Source organism: Vibrio sp. QJM3NY_15 (genome assembly GCF_057785995.1).
This window is the reverse complement of sequence record NZ_JBYMCW010000003.1, coordinates 100361-119498: the sequence shown is the minus strand read 5'-3', so window position 1 is coordinate 119498 and position 19138 is coordinate 100361. Positions and strand designations below refer to the sequence as shown.

General features: G+C 41.1%; 9 protein-coding genes and 13 pseudogenes. 10 read left to right on the top strand and 12 right to left on the bottom strand.

Translation table 11 applies throughout. The annotated features are described in order from the left end of the window. Window positions 1-239: 239 nt before the first annotated feature. On the top strand, window positions 240-743 hold the full coding sequence (locus tag AC3CKG_RS25205) for a hypothetical protein (protein WP_488529991.1): 504 nt from the start codon (window positions 240-242) through the stop codon (window positions 741-743). Window positions 744-1029: 286 nt separating this feature from the next. Here the strand turns inward: AC3CKG_RS25205 and AC3CKG_RS25200 are convergent. Further along, window positions 1030-1448 (bottom strand): annotated as a pseudogene (locus AC3CKG_RS25200) (DDE-type integrase/transposase/recombinase); the annotation flags it as partial. Between the two features lie 136 nt (window positions 1449-1584). Between AC3CKG_RS25200 and AC3CKG_RS25195 the strand changes: the two are divergent. Beyond that, window positions 1585-2411, top strand: a pseudogene (locus AC3CKG_RS25195) (IS3 family transposase); the annotation flags it as partial. Next, window positions 2408-3084, top strand: a pseudogene (locus tag AC3CKG_RS25190) (transposase); the annotation flags it as partial. The pseudogenes AC3CKG_RS25195 and AC3CKG_RS25190, both read left to right, overlap by 4 nt. Window positions 3085-3108: 24 nt before the next feature. Here AC3CKG_RS25190 and AC3CKG_RS25185 read toward each other — a convergent pair. From AC3CKG_RS25185 to AC3CKG_RS25160, 6 genes and pseudogenes are all read right to left on the bottom strand, one after another. After that, window positions 3109-3846 (bottom strand): Rho GTPase-activating protein, encoded by a 738-nt coding sequence (locus tag AC3CKG_RS25185; RefSeq protein ID WP_488529990.1) that lies wholly within the window; start codon window positions 3844-3846, stop codon window positions 3109-3111. A 296-nt stretch (window positions 3847-4142) separates the two neighbouring features. After that, a complete protein-coding gene (locus AC3CKG_RS25180; RefSeq protein ID WP_488529989.1) occupies window positions 4143-4421 on the bottom strand; it encodes a hypothetical protein in 279 nt (92 codons plus the stop codon). Window positions 4422-4445: 24 nt separating this feature from the next. Further along, the gene (locus tag AC3CKG_RS25175) at window positions 4446-4709 is read right to left on the bottom strand and encodes a hypothetical protein (RefSeq protein ID WP_488529988.1); all 264 of its coding nucleotides are present in this window, start codon (window positions 4707-4709) and stop codon (window positions 4446-4448) included. 344 nt (window positions 4710-5053) lie between these two features. After that, the gene (locus AC3CKG_RS25170) at window positions 5054-6211 is read right to left on the bottom strand and encodes a phosphodiester glycosidase family protein (RefSeq protein WP_488529987.1); all 1158 of its coding nucleotides are present in this window, start codon (window positions 6209-6211) and stop codon (window positions 5054-5056) included. 102 nt (window positions 6212-6313) lie between these two features. Further along, window positions 6314-6520, bottom strand: a pseudogene (locus AC3CKG_RS25165) (IS3 family transposase); the annotation flags it as partial. 27 nt (window positions 6521-6547) lie between these two features. Then, a pseudogene (locus AC3CKG_RS25160) lies at window positions 6548-7565 on the bottom strand (transposase). A gap of 473 nt (window positions 7566-8038) precedes the next feature. On the opposite strand from AC3CKG_RS25160, the gene AC3CKG_RS25155 reads away from it, so the two are divergent. From AC3CKG_RS25155 to AC3CKG_RS25145, 3 genes and pseudogenes are all read left to right on the top strand, one after another. Then, window positions 8039-9001 (top strand): zeta toxin family protein, encoded by a 963-nt coding sequence (locus AC3CKG_RS25155; RefSeq protein WP_488529986.1) that lies wholly within the window; start codon window positions 8039-8041, stop codon window positions 8999-9001. A gap of 434 nt (window positions 9002-9435) precedes the next feature. Further along, window positions 9436-9739 (top strand): annotated as a pseudogene (locus tag AC3CKG_RS25150) (transposase); the annotation flags it as partial. A gap of 519 nt (window positions 9740-10258) precedes the next feature. Next, window positions 10259-10624 carry a hypothetical protein gene (locus AC3CKG_RS25145; RefSeq protein WP_488530081.1) on the top strand — a complete coding sequence of 122 codons (366 nt, stop codon included), beginning with the start codon at window positions 10259-10261 and terminating at the stop codon, window positions 10622-10624. 4 nt (window positions 10625-10628) lie between these two features. Here AC3CKG_RS25145 and AC3CKG_RS25140 read toward each other — a convergent pair. Continuing rightward, window positions 10629-10772: pseudogene (locus AC3CKG_RS25140) on the bottom strand (IS91 family transposase); the annotation flags it as partial. A 64-nt stretch (window positions 10773-10836) separates the two neighbouring features. On the opposite strand from AC3CKG_RS25140, the pseudogene AC3CKG_RS25135 reads away from it, so the two are divergent. The 3 pseudogenes from AC3CKG_RS25135 to AC3CKG_RS25125 form a co-directional block, all read left to right on the top strand. Further along, window positions 10837-11076: pseudogene (locus AC3CKG_RS25135) on the top strand (IS6 family transposase); the annotation flags it as partial. A gap of 95 nt (window positions 11077-11171) precedes the next feature. Beyond that, window positions 11172-12263 (top strand): annotated as a pseudogene (locus AC3CKG_RS25130) (IS91 family transposase). Window positions 12264-13210: 947 nt separating this feature from the next. Next, window positions 13211-13336 (top strand): annotated as a pseudogene (locus AC3CKG_RS25125) (ISL3 family transposase); the annotation flags it as partial. Between the two features lie 9 nt (window positions 13337-13345). Here the strand turns inward: AC3CKG_RS25125 and AC3CKG_RS25120 are convergent. The 3 genes and pseudogenes from AC3CKG_RS25120 to AC3CKG_RS25110 form a co-directional block, all read right to left on the bottom strand. Further along, a pseudogene (locus AC3CKG_RS25120) lies at window positions 13346-13552 on the bottom strand (IS3 family transposase); the annotation flags it as partial. 27 nt (window positions 13553-13579) lie between these two features. Beyond that, window positions 13580-13951 (bottom strand): annotated as a pseudogene (locus AC3CKG_RS25115) (transposase); the annotation flags it as partial. Between the two features lie 80 nt (window positions 13952-14031). After that, window positions 14032-14196, bottom strand: coding sequence for a hypothetical protein (locus tag AC3CKG_RS25110; protein WP_488529985.1), 165 nt, complete (start codon window positions 14194-14196; stop codon window positions 14032-14034). A 99-nt stretch (window positions 14197-14295) separates the two neighbouring features. Here AC3CKG_RS25110 and AC3CKG_RS25105 point away from each other — a divergent pair. Then, window positions 14296-15197 (top strand): annotated as a pseudogene (locus tag AC3CKG_RS25105) (IS5 family transposase). Between the two features lie 912 nt (window positions 15198-16109). Here AC3CKG_RS25105 and AC3CKG_RS25100 read toward each other — a convergent pair. Beyond that, window positions 16110-19130, bottom strand: a complete 3021-nt coding sequence (locus AC3CKG_RS25100; protein WP_488529984.1) for a Tn3 family transposase — start codon at window positions 19128-19130, stop codon at window positions 16110-16112. Between the last annotated feature and the right edge of the window lie 8 nt (window positions 19131-19138).

Sequence of the window (19138 nt, the reverse complement as noted above, 5' to 3'; positions counted from 1 at the left end):
AACTGCAGGAGAGCTCTTCCTTCATTAATAATGATATTGATACTATTTGCAGCAAACAAATGGCTATCCGAGAGAGTAAATCAGTTTTTGTAACAGCCCCTCGTTAAGAGTGGAAGATTGAATTTTTTGTCACTCGGGTGTTTTCTTTCATATTTACCTTCGTAACTTATCATTATTAATCTAAGACCATAATGTATATATTCTTCTTAGTCCATTGAAACGTCATAAGGAAATTAAGGATGAAAAAAAACAGAACTACCACAGAATGGATAAGCGCGTTACTCATCACCGGTGTATTATTGGTCGGTTGTAAAGACAAGGCCCTGTTCGAAGAGGTCGACCTCGGTAACGTGGAGGTGAAAACGCGTTCATTTCAGATCCGCAGCTTGCTCGTCACAGTCGACAGTGACACGTTACCTGTGAATAGCACCGTCACGTTTGAGGTGTTCGCTGAAATGGAAGCTTTGTTTGATGACTCACAAGAGATTGCCGCGCATAGCCAACCATCCAGTGTGAACATTTCAGCCTTATCTGAGCTCACGTTTGAATCCATGGATCCGGAGATCTTGTATATTTCAGAAAAAGAGCGAACAGGTTTTGCTCGAAAGGAAGGTTCTGTCACGGTATACGCTCACTTTAGAGGTGTGCAGAGTGCACCGAAAACGCTGAAGGTATTACCAGCGTTAACCTTGCGTCGTGAGGTTGATAATTCCGATAAAAACAGCTCGAGGGTCGCCCCTTAAAGGGATTAGAGGCGAGGACAAGGTAGGGTTATAAACTAATTTTCAATAATTCAAGGAGAACTCTTGAGGATTACGGCTTTTTAACAAAAACGTCTATTAGAACGCGAGTCAACTCATGCCCTTTGAATTTTATCGAACTGGGTTATACAGTGGCGAAAATCTTCAATTACTTTAAAACGATTGATCTCGGAGTCACCAGTATGTTGCCTATGTCTGTAGCTTTTACCTACATCAATTTAGCTTAGTGTAGTAATCAACGAAAATTCCCCACAGTTTTATAAGTTTCCTAAGACTGTCTTTCCGACTCATTGGGTGTTAGCCCAGCGTTGTATTGATGGGACATACCTGGCTGTAGTACTTAACAATAGAGTGTCTATCATCAGCCAAACTTTGAACCCTATATGTTGGTACCCATTTTTGGCTTAAAGCTTCTGAATAAGCATCCATCGGAGCGTTATCTCAACAATTCCCTCTCTGATATAAGCTCTGCTTAATCTAATAGCGCTATAACGTTTTTCGGTATTCTCTACTTGTATAGTGGCTATCTTAATAGCTATGAAACATGACTCCTCGTGGTTTCCCACGATGCTCATAAGCCATCTTAAGTGCTTTACTCGTTAACTCACTATCTGGTGAACGAGATATTACCCAACCAGACGGTTTACGAGTGAATAGATCAATAACGACAACCAAATAAGCCCAACGATCTGATCAGTTACGTCCACTATATCTCGTAGCCTCATGCCTAAATCTCTTTACAAAACAACTAACTGGGAGCAATACAATCACTCATTAATCGTGGTTCTCTGGCCTTTTGGATTGATGAAGAAAAGGAAATTCTAAAAAAGGCTACGGCTCTCTTGATGTCAGACTCCCTGAACGGTTCTCGATGCTCGAAAAACTCAAGAAGAGTTATGCTGTGAAACGGCTTTGCGAAGTGTTCGGGATTCATCGCAGTAGTTATCGTCATTGGGCAAATAGAGATAAATCTCTGTCGTCAGAGCATGTGCTTGTTCGTGCCGAAGTTCGCCGATCTTATGAGCTGAGCAATGGTTCCGCTGGAGCGAGAACCATTGCTGACATAGTCACAGCGAGAGGTATTCGACTTAGTCGTTACCGAGCGAGCAAGTTCATGAAAGAACTAGACTTAGTCAGTTGCCAACCACCAAAACATACGTACAAAAAAACACAGCAGGAACGTGTTCATATACCTAACCGGTTAAATCGTCAGTTCGCGGCGATGTGACTTACATCTGGACGGGAGAGAGATGGTCTTATCTAGCCGTTGTTATTGACTTGTTGGCACGAAAAGTCATCGGTTGGGCAATGAGAGCCGCGGAAGGCCGTCTGGTGTAATGTTCCACTCGGATCAAGGTTGCCACTACACGAGTAAAAAATATCGTCAGTTGCTATGGAGATATCGAATCACTCAAAGTATGAGTCGTCGAGGGAACTGATGGGATAATAGCCCTATGGAGCGAGTGTTCAGAAATTTTAAAAACGGAATGGGTACCAACGAATGGCTATAGAAGTTTTACAGAGGCACAGAAAGCAATAACGGATTACCTGGTTGAGCATCGTCCGCATCGATACAATGGTGGATTAACACCAAATGAGTCGGAACGACAGTTCTGGTTCCCTTATAATACTGTGGCCAGTTTTACTTGACCGCTACACTAATATCTAAAACCACTGATGCTGTTTTAGAACAAGTTGTTGAGTGGCAAGCTCGCCCTCTTGATTCGGTTTACCCCATCGCTTACCTGAACTGCATTGTTGTGAAGGTGCGACCACATCAACAAAACCATTTACCTTACTCTCGGCGTCGATATGGAAGGTCGAAAGAACTTCTTGAGGTGTGAATGATATCCTCATCGCTTGTGTTGATGCCCTCAAGGGCTTTCCTAATGCCATCAATGCAGTTTATCCAAAAACTCAAATCCAGCTCTGTATCGTACACATGGTACGAAACTCAATGAAATACGTTCAGTGGAAAGACTACAAAACCACTACCGCAGACTTAAAGGAAATCTATCAAGCTACGACTGAAGATTAAGCTCTGTTGGCGCTAGAGCACTTTGGTGATAAATGGAATGAATAGCACCCTCAAGATATCCGTAGAGCTATCTATACAGCGAATGAGATTGAATCTCTGAACAGAGTGATCAGAAAAGCGACCAAGAAACATAAACTGTTCCCGACAAATGAATTGGCTAAAAAGGTGGTGTACCTAGCGATAATGGATGCTTCCAAGAGGTGGACAATGCTAATCCATCACTGGAAGCAAGCTCTAAACCGTTTTATGATTATGTTCGAAGATCGATTAACTGAATACTTGTAACCAAGAGTAGTTACACAGAATTATTTACAGGGTCTCAACGGTTACCTTTTGCTCAATACACCTATTTATAAAGTCTTTATACTTTGAAATTTCCTCATTTTTATCAATTAGTTTCATCGCCATTATGGAGCTTAAATTATCTGCCGGCATTTTATTAATATCAGAATACTTAGCAACCCATTGGAAAGTAGTAATTACGTCACCCAATGGCTCTGGGAGCTCACTCAGTGACGGTATGAGTTTTTTATCCTTGGAGAATTTATCAACCAACTTACTGATATTAGCTTTATCTTCAACTGTCAATGCATTTTCAAATTCCTTTTTTATAACACTGGAAATTATGATACCAGGCTCTTCACCACATTTACCTACTAATGACTCCATATTATCAGTAGCTAGGATAGCTTGCGCTGTGGGGCCACCTGCAGTTACAGATAGCCTAAAAATCCCCTCAGTCTTTAACAATTCAGGAGCTCCGTTTAACTTAGAAGTTAGTTGACTCAGAAATTGAGCAGAGGTCATTTCTGTTTTATATGACGATTTTATAGTCGCCGTTAATTTCTGATATTTTTCCTGCTTATCCAATAACTTGTTCAGCTTTTCCGCATTGCACTGGACTTTATCTAAAAGATTTAAACACTTACCTTCGTTTTTTTCTTGCTTTACACTCATAATCTTACAAGCAAGATCATGTTTACCCATTTTTTCTGCCGCACTTGAGTGATTCAGTACGTGAGCTCGAAAATTATTAACAACCGGCATAAAATACCATTAAATAAATTTTTATCACGCTAATAATCCCCCATACCACGACTAATTTCACGAGACTATTCCTGAAGTATTCTGAAAATACTCTACCGCTACGTTCTGAGGCTGATTGTCTTTGTAAAGCCCATTTTAAATGCCTCCCAAATAGAAATGTCCCTTTATGATCTAAATAGAGTGGGTGAGATAATTTTTGCTTTAGGATAATTGAAGTGTCAGGCGCGATGAATCACAGCTAACGTTTGGCGGGACGTGAGTTTTTGCAATAAGCCCGCCGAAGGAGAAGCGCATACCTATATGAGATCAATATTCCACTTAAGTTCAGACCCAATGATTTGAGGGGCACGACTTACTTTCCACATTGCTTCAATAATCTCTCCAGTACCTTTCTCTACTATAACTGCATCCATGGTGACGTTACTTGGTGATTTTTTTATGCTCAATATTGCATACACATCAGAGCCAGGAGGAATTTCAACTTCACCTGATTCTATTTTTGTTCCCTTTGAGTCAAAAATTTCACTCTTGTATTCAATCTGAAACCCAGACCGAGGAAATGTTGTCTCTAGCATTGAATCTTGTTTAAAAACAAAGAGTTATTGAGCCGTAGTCTTGCCTTGAATGAGTTTACCAATTAGATTACCATCACTATCTATTCTAGAAGGCTTAGCAACGCTTGAAATATTTAAACTGTGCCTATCCGATGGTGCTCTTCTTCGATTCCAATCACTGTGCACAGTATTCCCTTTCAGCGGTTTTCCTTCATGTACATTAAGTACTTTTTCTTTGGTCTGTCCTTTTGAGGTGATAAACAACCCCTTATCCATGCTAGCAATGCCAAAACTACGCTTATTTATCACCTCAAGTCCTAAATTACCTAAGGAGCCTTTATTAGCTTTTAATTTGATAACCTCAATGTGGGCATTCTTTAATAGATCTACCTCTGGTAGTGATTTTCTTTCTACGGAGCTAATTTCTACATTTGATATTTTAGATACAAATAGTTGATTGAATATATTACCATCTGTTTTTAGTGCACTGATTGACCTATCGACTTAATTGCTTGCTTTCATAAAAACCACATTAATTATAGGTATGAAAAATTTCATTGTGAAGAGCTAATGCGACGAGTAAAGTCACACTAGCTAAAAGTTTGGATTAAGTGACGTTACGTCAAATATTGAGATGTATATATGATTTAATATTATCGACTTGTAATTACAATGTCAGCTAGATCTCTTTCTTTTGAATTTTCACCTCCACCTTTAGATATTTTCGTAATCCTATCACCTTCAATAAAACCCATGGCAATTGATGCTGCACCATCTAAATTTAATGATTCATCATTAGGGGTAGACATAGTACTTACTGTGTTATTCCATTGCTTCATAGTCATTCCTAAATCTCTATCCCCCCCTTTTGTTGTTATCGTATGCATTCTAACACTGTTATCGTTATTCAAAGTTATGGCAGCGCGTTCATTCCTATTACTTGAGTGGGTTAAAGACCCAGCATATGTATTTAATTTGTTTGGTGTTTTCTCTGAGTCAATAAAATAGGTGAACCTATTACCTGTAAATTCAGATTCACTTTTTAAAATAGGGCCTGACGTGAGAATGATCTGACCATCTTTGTCTGTTAATGTTCCATAGTCAGTTTTCCACATATTAGGGACTGGGATTGTGTTTTCTTTTCCTTTGGTTTCACCAACTGTATATCCTATTGGGGCAGGGATACCATTAGTGGTTTTCAATCCGTCTCTATGTACAAAAAAACCACCATTTATAAAAGTAGTACCTTTTCTAATGGTATTTCCTTGAATTATGCTTGAGGGATTTGTCGGCGCTTGGTCATCTTTAATAGCCAAAACATCTACATTAGAACGACTATTAATTGTTAATAGAGAGTCATACTGAGCATCTTTTTGCACATTAGCCATAATTTTGGATAAACGACTGTGATCTGCAAACATTAAATTTTGGTCATTATGTTTTATTCTAGTATGGATAATGCCTGGTTGAATGGACCTAACTGAAACAACTCTCCGAACAATATCCCCAGCCTCTTGTGCCTTTTTCTTGTTATCTGCAATCACTGTCTTAACAGCACCAGCAACATTTGCTTTTTTTTTAGCATTTTTACCTAGTGTGTTTTTTTTATTAATCTCTTCCGATTTCAATTTCCCACCAGAAGGCAATGGTAATTGTTGGCTGGTATTAAACACTTTATTAACTGACCGACTGAAAAGGGAAGAAGATTCTGAATTACTACTTACTGGTAAAATGGAAGGTGTGGAGATAACTGGTGACAAGATTGTTAATGGCATAAGTACCTTAAAGCATTGAATTACAGGATTCTTCATTATCTCCCCACCAACAGCAAACCTCTTGTGAGTATTTCAGAAATATCCCGAAAAACTCTATAGTTACGTTCTTTTCTGGATTTTTTAGTGTAAATGAAGTGGTCATGTAAAACTGGTCACGGTTTTATGGGTAAACCAGAATTGTCGCTCTGACTCATTAGGTGTTAATCCACCATTGTCTTGATGTGGCCGATGTTGATTGTAATAACCAACCAGATAATCTGTTATTGCTTGGTGCGCCTCTGTAAAACTTCTATAGCCATTCGTTGGTACCCATTCCGTTTTCAAACTACTGAAGACTCGCTTGATAAGGCTATGACGCTCCTATGTCAGCATTTATGTCATAACAGAAAGATCTTTCAATATAATGGGGTAAAGTTCACGAACGATATAGTGTTTCAAACACCTTTGTATTTCTTTTGTCGAAAGGCCTTCTCCGATTCTCCTCGCTACATATAATTTTGTTCTAGGATCACTTCTCATCCTTATCAAATCTACTGTCCATAATGCATTATTGGCCTCTCTTGATCCCTCACGGTTTAGTCGGTGTCGGGATGTCTTTCCTGACGAAGCTTGTAGCGGACTCACTCCACAAAGTGCTGCAAATGCAGACTCTTTGCCTAATATCTGTGGGTTATCACCTGCTGTAACCAACAATGTCGCAGCTACACATGGTCCAATACCGAACTGTTCCAGTAATGTTGAAGCACTTTCTTTAGTGAGCTTCCGTAATACTTTGTCTATTGTATGTGGTTCATCGGTTAGGTCTTGCCATCGATGAGCTAGCATCTTAAGTGCTGATATGAGTGCGTATGAAAGAGGATCTTCGGAAGTAGATTCAAGCGATAGGCAGGCTTGAATGCATTGAAACGTCGAGGGAACATAGTACATTTGTTTAATACATTCAGGCGCAGTGACTAGTAAAGTAATGCACGAATCTGATTTGCATTCTGAGCCCTTGATTTTACAGAGCCTCTTCGTACCACCATAAAATAGCGAAGAGCTTCAACTTTACCGTCATGCGACTTAGGTGTCGCTGTAGATCCCTTGGCTAGTACCGATCTAGCTGCATTTTCGGTCGATTAGGTCAATTGACTTCATAAACACAGACGTTCGATTGCTCTAGAAAACGGCAAAGACCAACACCATAAGAGCTTGTACCTTCAATATCTGCTTCGATCAATTGACCGAATGAACGGCACCAGCCAAATAGTTCTTGAGATCCTTGCTCACAAACAGGAAATTCTGTTGTATCTACATGCTGACTCCTAGCACTAAGAAGCACAGCCACATGCTTATCTAGACGCGTGTCCACACCTAATTTAAGTGGATTAGTAGTATGTATTTCAACCATCATTCTACCCTCAGTATCCAGCTCTGGACGAGATAAAGATAGTGCAAGACAATGCTCCTATTAGGTCACAGAAGTTGGTCGTTGATAACTTGAAAACCGTGATGACAGGTCAACACAAAGACACTCTGTTAATCCCAGTACGAGTCAGAACACGTTTATCAAGAGCATAAATATAACCTTTATATCTCAACAAAAAAAGGGTTGAGCTAGCTAAATAAGTCAGTGAGACTCGTACTCATCGGCCCCAATTTAATCCGACATTTTGTGGAAACTTTAATCTACATAACCCCGAGTGAAGTGCCTCATTTTTACATTATTATTCAATAATAATGACATGATTTTTTGAAAGTGATCACGCCTAATTAGGAGTACTAGGGTATCTGATCATATGTGAGAGAATAGTGCATACTACAACGCTATTCTTTGGGCATTTGGGCAATACCGATTGAACGAATTTTTAATAAAAGTTGATTATGAGAATACTAAAAACGTCTACTCTGAACCGTCCCCTCAAACGGGCATGCTCACTAACGGAAACGCTAGCGGTCAAACAAATTACTAATTTACGAAAGAATACATCGGCCAATGAAACAAAAAGTGCTTTGGATCTCCGCCAGCGTCAAGTGACAGGTGATAGTAGGTATCTCAATGAGCCTACTAATAAATCAGAGTTGCTAGAACATGTTAAAAAAGAACTGTGTCAAGACGTGACCTCTCAAGAAAATCCGAGTGCCTTTGTCATTACAGGCCAAATGGGAGCCGGAAAATCGACCGCGACAAAAACTTGTTCTAAACAATTCAGTGGTAACTGCGTGGTGGTTGATTACGATGATCTGAAAAAATATATTCCAGGCTATTCGGAGTTGGCAAGGAGTGGACATCCAGGCACAGTGCCAAACTGTCAACAAACGGCATTGTTTCTATGTGAAGGTTTAATAAAGCACGCGCTTAGAAATAAATTTAACATGGTGATACAACGCTCCATGTTAGATCAACAGCACTCGATATCAAACGTTCTGACTGACTGTAAAAACAGTGGATTGAAGACTAACTTAAAAGTGTTGGCCGTGGATAAATCATTAAGCCGAATAGGGATATTTACAAGATATGAGTCAGCACTAAAACAGATTGATGAGGGAAAAGCAGTACCTGATGGCGCAAGAAGAACGCCCTTGGACAAACACGATGAAGCATATCGAGATATGGAAAACGTCGAGAAATTTAAAGAGCTTCTTCCACTATTAGATACGGTCACAGTGACATCTAGATCCGGGGAGGAGTTTTATATAGGAACTAAACCTGACGAAATTGTCGAAGCCTTGCAAAAGGGCAGATTGGCTAGCAAAAATGACAATAATTCACGGTTAAAGTCATTCAATATTCTAGCTGAACTTGTGAAGTCTAACGTCCAATCCTCTAACTACAATTACTATTAGCCTCCCTGGATAACACTGGCCCTCATCTAACGAGCTCAAGATTCCTCAGGTACCGCCCCCTAAATCGGTACCTGTCAATTCTTTCTTTTTATAAATATCCCCATCGATACGCGATAAAGGCTGTAGTGATTATCCTGGTTTAGGGCAAGTCACAACGGCTCAGAAAATAAGATTATTTTTCACAGCACGAGCTCCCTGAGCATCTTTATGATTACGCACGACAAGGATCTCGTTTCAGTAAGGTAACTATTTCTCATCATGCCAATGGGCGGAATGGTTCATGGTATGTGTGATAATAGATGATTAGCACAAGGCACTTGATCGGTCTCGTCTTCAAATAAACCAGACATCGACGTTATCAAGCCCCATGTGACCGAGGATATTAAGGATCGTTTCAATTTTGAATTTTTTAAAATCGTCTGGGATTTACTGGGATTGATAAGGAAGCGATAAGTGGCTGGGCGCAAAGCAAACAGAATAAACACGGAAGGCCACATCGATTCAGTAATCTCGCTATTACGACTGCACTCATGGTGAAACAAGTTTTCTCTGCAGCTAAGAGTGCTACAAGGGTTCATCGACTCGATATTTAAACTAGCCCATGTTCCGTTGTCCGCATTATACCTGTATCAGTCGTAGAGCAAAGCAAGTTGAGGTCTCATTTAAGACTAAAGCGAGAAGAGCAATACAGCACCTAGCCATTAATGCACTGGCCTTAAATTTTATGGCGAAGGTGAATAGAAAGTAAAAAAACACGGGACAGATGGCAAACGTAGAGTAGTTTATCTGGGTGCATAGACAGGAAGATACCTGTCTATGCCTTTTATAAACAGTAAAACTAACAAGTCGTTAGTTGCTGCAGTAGGCAGCCTATGTTCATTAGTCGGTATTGATGAGGTGCAATTAGAAAAGGATACAATTATCACCTCTCGTTCGTCCTATGACCTTAAAAATTAAAACACTAATCTAGAAGAGGATATTGAATATGAATCCGGCCTTATCATTGAATTGCTTCTCCAATGCGAGTACGAGTGAAATTAACATAAGTTCGCCTAATCAACCAAATGGTAGGGACCTATGGGAGATATTAAAAGGAAAGCAACAGGTAAGTATGATATGTGAACGTTTGTGGCACGATTGTGATAAAGATACTAAGTATCAATTAGTTGAGCAGCATATTAGATGCTATCCAGAGCGTAAGTTTAGTATCTCAGAAAAAAATGGAGACAAAACGATAAAAAAGAATGGTTTCAGCATGTGAAAGATGAGGTGCTGGTAGAGCCATTTGAATCAGGGGTTAGCTCATTCTTCTCTATGGTTTATAGCAATGGGAAACCGATTATCGGTGTTATTCATCCACTGGGAACAACGATCGAAAGTAAAAATTACGAGAACAAAAAGAAAACAGTGAGTTATGAAAAGATAGATGCATTAGTGGATGATGAAATACGTCGTACTGGAAGAAGCATTCCAACTACATCCCAAATTGATGAACTATTTGATCGGTTTATGTATTGTGGTGCTTATCGCTTCAAAGAAGAAGCTCCAATCCAACAGTGTGTATCCAAAGTAGACAAATTGGAACTTGAAAAATTACTGACAGATCTAGGAATAAATAAATAGTCTTAGTTATGCACAAGTAGGTGTTTAGTCCTGTGCGGTGATTCAGATAATCAAACGTCAACATGCCGCCTTTGCTGTAATGGCGTAGACACGAAGCCGACGGGCATTTCAGGTAGCGGCCAAGGTAACTGACCGTTTGTAAGATATTGGGTTCTGTCGCAAACAGGAGTGATCGGTTAAGCTCTTCATCAAAATTCACCACTGCCAACGCTATGACTATCAAATTTACAGGTCGTCACTTTCCTTCCGACATCATTCTTCAGGCTGTTCGTTATTACGTTTCTTATAAGCTGAGCTACCGTAAAATCGAAGAGATACGCACTGAGCGAGGTATCGATATTGATCACTCGACCATCAATCTGTGGGTCATCAAATACGCCCCACGATTGGAGCACCGAGCACGCCGAAGGAAGATGCCTGTTGCCGTTTCGTGGCGGATGGATGAGACCTACGAACCGGCGACGGTGTCGCCTGAGCGGCCTATGGCCGAAAACAAAGAGACTCAACCGACTAGAGTGTTGTGCATGAATCGCTTACTCTATAGGTAATGCATCCGAACAAGCCCATCAAACAACTCTTCAATGCCAACGATACTTGGCTGAACTATCTCAATAAACATCGGGGAACCCCTCCGAACCGTCGTCATTGAAAACGTCACCAAGATGCTCGCTTGCAGTACCGCCGCTTTTGGCTCTAAAGAGTATCGATGCAGCCATGCCAACTGCACCCATCACAAATACATTCACCAGACGTGTAAATCTCGCTTTTGCAGCAGTTGTGGCCTATTTTTCGGGATAATCGTTTTCTTCTCAATCATCTCTTTAGTTGTGCGCCAAATCTTCTTAGGATGGGCAAAGCAACTGGATATGGATATCGGCGTGTTCTGTGTACTTCACACCTACGGAAGAAAGCTGAATTGGAATGTGCACATCCATTTGTCTGTCACACGTGGAGGTTTATGTAAGAGGACAGGCCTGTGGAAGCCCATTGTCTTTAAAGCTAAGACTACTGAGAAGTGTTGGCGTGCCGCCATCACTCAACTTCTTAGCTCCAATTAATCAGAGTTAGATTTGAGTGGAGAGGGCTGCCCTTATATTCGCAATGAGCAAGATTGGTCACGATTTCTAACCAGCCAATATGCCGTCGATGGAAGCTACACTTTGCTAAGAAAACGGCCAATGTGACCCCCACCATGACCTACATGGGTTGATACCTAAAGCGGCCACCTATATCTGCGTCTAGGTTACGACATGATTTCCAGGGAGGCTTAGTGACGTTTGATTATCTTAACCATAGGAATGGACGGAATCCCTCATTTTTGAGTCCAGAAGCACTGATAGAGCGCATGATTGAGCATATCCCTGATAAGCACTTCAGAATGATTCGATACTTTGGTTTTCTATCGAACCGACGCCGTGGTGAGATGCTCCCTAAGGTCTACGATGCCTTAGGCATCGCACCTAAAGACTCACCAGAAATGTCCGGTTACGCCGCCATACTAAAAGGCTATGTGAAGGTTGACCCGTTTGAGTGCATTCTTTGTGGTCACAGCTTAACATTCATTCGTTTTAGAGTCGGAGAGCCGCTGTCGGAGTTGGTCCATCACGCCCTCATTCAATCCCAAATCAGGTCAATTTAGATTTTTCGTAGGATGAGTGTATCTGAAATAGCGAAAACAGTGTGAAAGTGTTCAATTAACACTCGACTTTAAATTGTAGGACAGAAGTTAGGTCAGTCAGGCACTCATTCTGGCATGAGTCATGCCGCGATTGTTCAGGTCAGGAAACATTGAGATTCCTTACCTGCGAGAAATCCCGAAACTGAAGAGTGAGGACGACCATGGTCATCTTCTTCCTTGGAACATGCCAAATTCGGACGAGTCCCCCGCCCCCGAATAGCGTTCAGAATGACAGGTACCGCCTTAGTTGACGGTATCTTAGTTGATATTAGAAAGTCAATGAGTCGGTTCGCAGACGCTTACAATTGAATTACGCAACAAAGTCCATTATGAATCATAATATAGATGCAGAACTCTTTATATGGTGTCAAATCAACAGATTTTCAATTGATCTTATTTACAATTAAAACATCAGACATGTATTGAGATTTGCTCACAAGTTTAGTTTGCTGTGGCGGAGAGGTTTGATGGCAAATACTACTGGCCCACTCTTAGACTCGCTTCCTCAGTTATGCGATTAAATTGAGTGAGGTAATAGCATTCTTGGTAAGTATGGAATTGTTTGCTTTTTTCAGTTACCTTCTGAATGCGCATCGTATTATTTAAGCCTTAGTACTCAATGATGCGTTCGCGTCTTAATTTGTTCTTATGCAAGCTAAGGCGCACCTATTTTTCAGTGCTTTTGCTAATTTAGCAAGCCATGAATAACTACAGGTATGCCAACGTAAAAAAAGCCCACTCTCAGACTGGGTGTGAGTGGGCAAAGTAGGTATTACAATATAATATTTCAAGCGAAGTATGCACACGCGACCATATACAACTAGACTACAAATTATCAATAAATCAATTGAAAATCAATAATACATTGATTTATAATCACTTCCCGTCTTCTCTCTTATTGTTGTAGTTTGTCGTTATTATCTTCCGCTCTATTTAACTTTAAAGGTCAACCCGTACAGTCTGTAACGCTCGAAAAGTGCACTCATTCTATACTCATCAAATGTAAGCGAGACAGACGCTGTAAAGTCGTTGACCTGAAGTGATCAAGTAAAACTGGCCACGGTTTTATGGGTAAACCAGAATTGTCGCTCTGACTCATTCGGTGTTAATCCACTATTGTCTTGATGTGGCCGATGTTGATTGTAATAACCAACCAGATAATCTGTTATTGCTTGGTGCGCCTCTGTAAAACTTCTATAGCCATTCGTTGGTACCCATTCCGTTTTCAAACTACTGAAGACTCGCTTGATAAGGCTATGACGCTCCTATGTCAACACTTATGTCATAACAGAAAGATCTTTCAATATAATGGGGTAAAGTTCACGAACGATATAGCGTTTCAAACACCTTTGTATTTCTTTTGTCGAAAGTCCTTCTCCGCTTCTCCTCGCTACATATAATTTTGTTCTAGGATCACTTCTCATTCTTATCAAAGCTACTGTCCATAATGCATTATTGGCCTCTCTTGATCCCCCACGGTTTAGTCGATGTCGGGATGTCTTTCCTGACGAAGCTTGTAGCGGACTCACTCCACAAAATGCTGCAAATGCAGACTCTTTGCATAATCTCTGTGGGTTATCACCTGCTGTAACCAACAATGTCGCAGCTACACATGGTCCAATACCGAACTGTTCCAGTAATGTTGAAGCACTGTCTAAAATCGACGGGGGCTTTGTGGGGATAGATAACAGAGGTATCAGTAAACATTTTCATACAACAGCAAGCTCCTTCAATAGAAGGCCGAGCCACTGAGGTGTACATCACGAGGCACATGAAGAGAGCATGCCCCCGCTTCAAGGCGTAATTCCGTGGGTAACGTAGAGGATGGCTGTTCACCATTGTAATACTTCTGCACAAGGCGTAGCCATTCTTGTTGAGATCTATGCTGAGACATTTTCGAGTACCTTTAACGATCAAAGTTAAAGGTTACGACGTTTATTGAAAGGATTGAATGAGTCGATTTAAAGACGCTTACACTATATCTCGTAGCCTCATGCCTAAACCTCGTTACAAAACAACCAACTGGAAGCAATACAACCAATCACTCATTAACCGTGGTTCTCTGGCCTTTTGGATTGATAAAGAGGCGATAAGCGGGTGGGCGCAAAGCAAACAGAATAAGCGCGGAGGCCTCGTCGGTTCGTTATTAAGCTCTCACGACTGCGCTCATGGTGAAGCGTGAGAGCGCTGCAAGGATTTATCGACTCGATATTTAGACTTGCCCACGTTCCATTAAGTTGTCCGTATTACACTTATATCAGTCGTAGAGCAAAGCAATTTGTGGTCTCATTTAAGACTAAAACGAGAGGAACGATACAACACCTAACCATTGATGCAACTGGCCTTAAGGTTTATGGCGAAGGTGAATGGAAAGTCAAAAAACACGGGACGGATGGCAAGCGGAGAGTCTGGCGGAAGCTGCATATCTAAGTCGATGCAAGCTCATAAAATTATTGCAGCCGAGCTAAGTTTATCGACGGTTACAGATGGCGAAGTCCTTCCGAACTTACTGAAATAAACAAACCAAAGTATCCTTGAGGTGTCTGGTGATGGCGCTTACGACACGAGAGCTTGTCACGCTGCTATTAAGATTGAGCGAGCCGTTGCGCTTATTCCCCCAAGAGAAGGGGCAGCCCTCTGGGAGCGTGGTCACTCTCGAAATCTCGCAGTGGGTTGCCAGAAGTTATACGGCTCAAATAAGTATTGGAATGAGCGGTATGGATACCACAGACGCTCACTGTCAGAAACCGCGATGCATCGAGTTAAACAGTTGCTAGGAGAGGACGATTAAGCTTAAGAAATTACAATGCCCAGGTGAGAGAAACTTGAGCGATGATAAAAGCGTTGAACAAGCTTACTGGGTTAGGTATGCCTGAAACTTATCGTCTTGGCTAAAAAACATGCGAAATGGGGAACCTCTATCTCTAAATTTAATTACGCAACAAAGCCGCACAAAGAGACATGAATATGAGTGATGGAAAAGGATAAATGACTTTGTTCTTTTCTCTTGGGGCAGGAAAGTCTTCTAAAAAATCTTCAATATCGCAAAGCAAGATAAGTAATCGTTATTGGCATTTGATCAAATACGATGGGCAATCGTAATAGATTTTGGTAAAAATGCTCATAAAAAGTCGCAGGCACTACCCCCTCTCTCATGTAACTTGTGTTTTTTCACAAAAATTCATTAGTTCGGTTGATTGAATGCATGGTAAATATTCCCTCTACTTGAGGCTGGCCTAAAAGACATAATGCATCTTTGCAACGTACGTTTTAAATCAATATAGCATGTTTTTGGGATTAATCTGAGGTGAGCTGATGCCTGCATTTCAATATAGGTAATACAAAGTTTTTACAGTGAAAACTATCCTGACGTGTGGAATCCACTCCTCTTTCGGTCGAGCTAAACTTGAGCGAGACACTTGATAAAAAGGACTTCACTATATTGAATTGACTAAAAACATTGTTGCTACTGACCTAGCAAAGAACACATTACAAGTTTGCCATATCAGTACTTATGGCGAGTCACGCAATTACAAAGTAATGGGTCGACAAAAAGTAAAAGGATTTTTAGCAAGGTTATCTTGCTATTTATGATCGAAAAATGTTGAGCTTTAATTTTATCACTACAACGGAGGGTGCCTTAAGTTGGGCATCAAAACGATATGGGTATCTCGAATAGAATCACCAATCATCATTCATTGGATGAAGCTGTGACATGCAAATTAAATAATAAAACGGTGTCGGGGTTTGAGGTCCAACGGAACGAAAGTGTACGTTTAGAGGGTTAAGTCATTGATTTTTAATCTACTACAATTCGAATTCGACTCGGTTTTTATCACCTTCACCAACGTTCAAGGATCTTAACTCTCCTTTCTCTAAGTCTTCCGGCAACGTAAAGGTATAATGACCTAACATATTGATATGCTTGTATATTAGTGGGGATAACCGAGAAATATCTTCTTCTATAATTTCTTCATTATTGGACCGCTTCCAATTTAATGCTTCCTGCATATAGAGAGTGTTCCATAACACGATGGCATTGGTAACGATGCCTAAAGCGCCTAGCTGATCTTCTTGCCCCTCTCGATAACGCTTTTTGATTTCTCCACGTTGACCATAGCAAACTGCTCTAGCGACTGCGTGCCGACCTTCTCCCCTATTGAGTTGTGTTAAAATCCTGCGACGATAATCTTCATCGTCTATATAATTAAGCAAGTACAATGTTTTGTTTACTCTGCCAACGTCCATAATGCCTTGAGCTAAGCCTGATGGACGGCTGCTCTTGAGCAAAGAGCGAACCAATTCGGATGCCCGAATGGTGCCAAGCTTCAACGATCCAGCGGTTCGCATCATTTCATCCCACTGTTCTTCGGCTTTTGAAAGATCCGTGCAGCTTCGAGCTAAATCATCTAACAGACCATAATCAGCAAACTTGTCTACTCGCCAAAATACCGCCTCTCCTGCATCAGCCAATCGAGGGGAGAACTGATACCCTAACAGCCAGAATAAACCAAATATAATATCGCTAGCGCCAGCAGTATCTGTCATGATCTCAGTTGGGTTGAGCCCCGTCTGTTGCTCAAGTATTCCTTCCAATACATAAAGTGAGTCTCGTAACGTTCCCGTCACCACAATTCCATGAAAGCCAGAATATTTATCTGATATGAAATTGTACCAAGTAATTCCACGTCCAGAGCCAAAGAACTTTCGGTTCGGACCTGCATTTACTGTTTTTGCGGAGGCTATTAAACGCATTCCATCTGCGGAAGCTACATTTCCGTCTCCCCAAGCACTTGTCAACGGTTGTTTTATATGGAAATTAACGAGTCTAGTATTCGCATTAGTTAATGTTTCAGCTCGAACGTAATTTTGTTTAACCCAACTTAATCTGTGACGAGTTAAGGCAGGAACATTGGATTTGATCAGTGGTTCAAGACCGATATTGCAAGCTTCAGCCATCAACACTGCACATACACTTATGTGTAAACCTTGAGCTCTCGCTTCGGACTCTCTTACGTGGGTAAATTCTTGCGTAAAACCTGTCCAAGCATCAACTTCTAATAATAACTCCGTTAAATCGACTGGCGGGATCAATTGTTTGACTCGATGGTTGAGTGCCTTTAATGACAGAGGCTCTTCTAGTTTATCTAAATTCATAATGGTCAAAGATGGGTGCTTGCCATCGGTACAGATACTAACTTCTGTGTTTTCATCAAACCTTTCAGCAACTTCTCTCCATGTTTCATCCAATTGTCTCGCGAGCTGCTGCATGGCTTCGTGACCATTAGTTGAGTGGCCAAGTGCCCGACAAACAGGAACCCGTTGAGCTTGCCACGCCTCACCATGCAAGAGCTTTTCTCTGGGGTTTCCCCAACGGTCACTATCAGTTACCCAGACATCTCTGCGACGCAATGAGTCTTGCAAACGCTCTAAGAAACACAAAGAGTAACCAGCACGCTGGGTGCGGCCGTCACCATCGTATACGAGCCTTTTCCATGATGCTTTAACTATGTGCTCAGGCGCTCCATCTAAAAATCTCTTTTTGGTCTTTTTTAGCTCAGTAAGATAGTGGATACTTTCCAGCATGTTCTCCCCAGCGGTAACCGCTGAAAAATGAAGTTCCTCTAAAACTGTCGGTAAAAAACGTTTGACGCGCCCATATTGTTCAACCATTTCGTCATAGAAATAGTTGTTTTGTGGGCGAGCGATCTCATTTATTTTTTCTACAGACTTAAGTAAGTTCTCTTCCGATACTCGCTTAAATATCGACTTTCTAAGCATCTCGTCATCTGTATTTTCATCAAATAAAACAGAACAGGCTCTTGCTAAAAGCAGAGCCGCTCTATCAAGATCTTTTAATGTCCTCAGTCGCTTTTTTTGACCGATTTTTTTTGCTTCACGTGTGATGTCAGTGATCAACATATCAAGTACATCAATGGCATCATCCAAAGCAATGATCTCTTGTGCTTTGACAAAAGCAGTTAACACGGCAAGTTTTCGTTCCTCTGGCATTCGAGAAATATACTTAACAGAAACCATCCCCGCATAGCGAGCCAAATTACGAAGTTGTATAAGGGGAAGGCCTGTAAAATTCAGTTTAGAAATTTCTAAGTTACGTAGAGTAGAATATTGAGAGAGCGCGCTCAGAACGGAAGGACCACTAATATTGGTGGGTCCTTTTCTTAATAATTCAAGTCGTGATAAACGCAGCCCCTCTGGAACTTCCAATAACTCAAGCAGCTGAGCGCTTTGCCATTGGGTAGGAAGAGAAGCCAATTGCTTCCAAAGCCTTTTTTGTGCTCGCTCTCTAATTTCACTAATTAAGCGAACTAATGTTGTGGCGCCAGGTAGCAACACCTTATTTTGAAGTAACCAAGCGGTAGCAAAATCAAACATGAGCCCTGGACGTTCATTACTCAACCATGCTCGAGTGAATAGTTGCCTCTTTAAACGAAAGGACCAAGGAAAACTACCAAAATTACGATAACCGTAATGCTCTTTAATTAGAAAGGTATGTTCACGATGAGTTGTGGGGCGTAGAGCATAACGCATTAGCACTTGTGTGTGACGGACTCCAATTTGTTTCGCGACAAACTGTTTTACACTGGGGTAAATCGGAGCTAAGTCGGTAACGAACGTACCGAGAAACCGAACAGTGGTCAGTTGCAGTGCAATACCTAGCCGGTTGTGCTTCCCACGACACTGCTGGATAAATGCCAGATCTCTCTCATCAAGATGAAAGTAACGAGCCAGTTGAACATCATTTGGCTCAGCAGCGTAACACCCATAGTTTTGCTTTTGTTCATCGGTCAAAAAATCTACTGGCATACTCTTTC

Coding starts and splice junctions, on each gene's coding strand:
- AC3CKG_RS25205 (WP_488529991.1), top strand. CDS start 240: ATGAAAAAAAACAGAACTACCACAGAATGGATAAGCGCGTTACTCATC.
- AC3CKG_RS25185 (WP_488529990.1), bottom strand. CDS start 3,846: ATGCCGGTTGTTAATAATTTTCGAGCTCACGTACTGAATCACTCAAGT.
- AC3CKG_RS25180 (WP_488529989.1), bottom strand. CDS start 4,421: ATGCTAGAGACAACATTTCCTCGGTCTGGGTTTCAGATTGAATACAAG.
- AC3CKG_RS25170 (WP_488529987.1), bottom strand. CDS start 6,211: ATGAAGAATCCTGTAATTCAATGCTTTAAGGTACTTATGCCATTAACA.
- AC3CKG_RS25155 (WP_488529986.1), top strand. CDS start 8,039: ATGAGAATACTAAAAACGTCTACTCTGAACCGTCCCCTCAAACGGGCA.
- AC3CKG_RS25110 (WP_488529985.1), bottom strand. CDS start 14,196: ATGTCTCAGCATAGATCTCAACAAGAATGGCTACGCCTTGTGCAGAAG.
- AC3CKG_RS25100 (WP_488529984.1), bottom strand. CDS start 19,130: ATGCCAGTAGATTTTTTGACCGATGAACAAAAGCAAAACTATGGGTGT.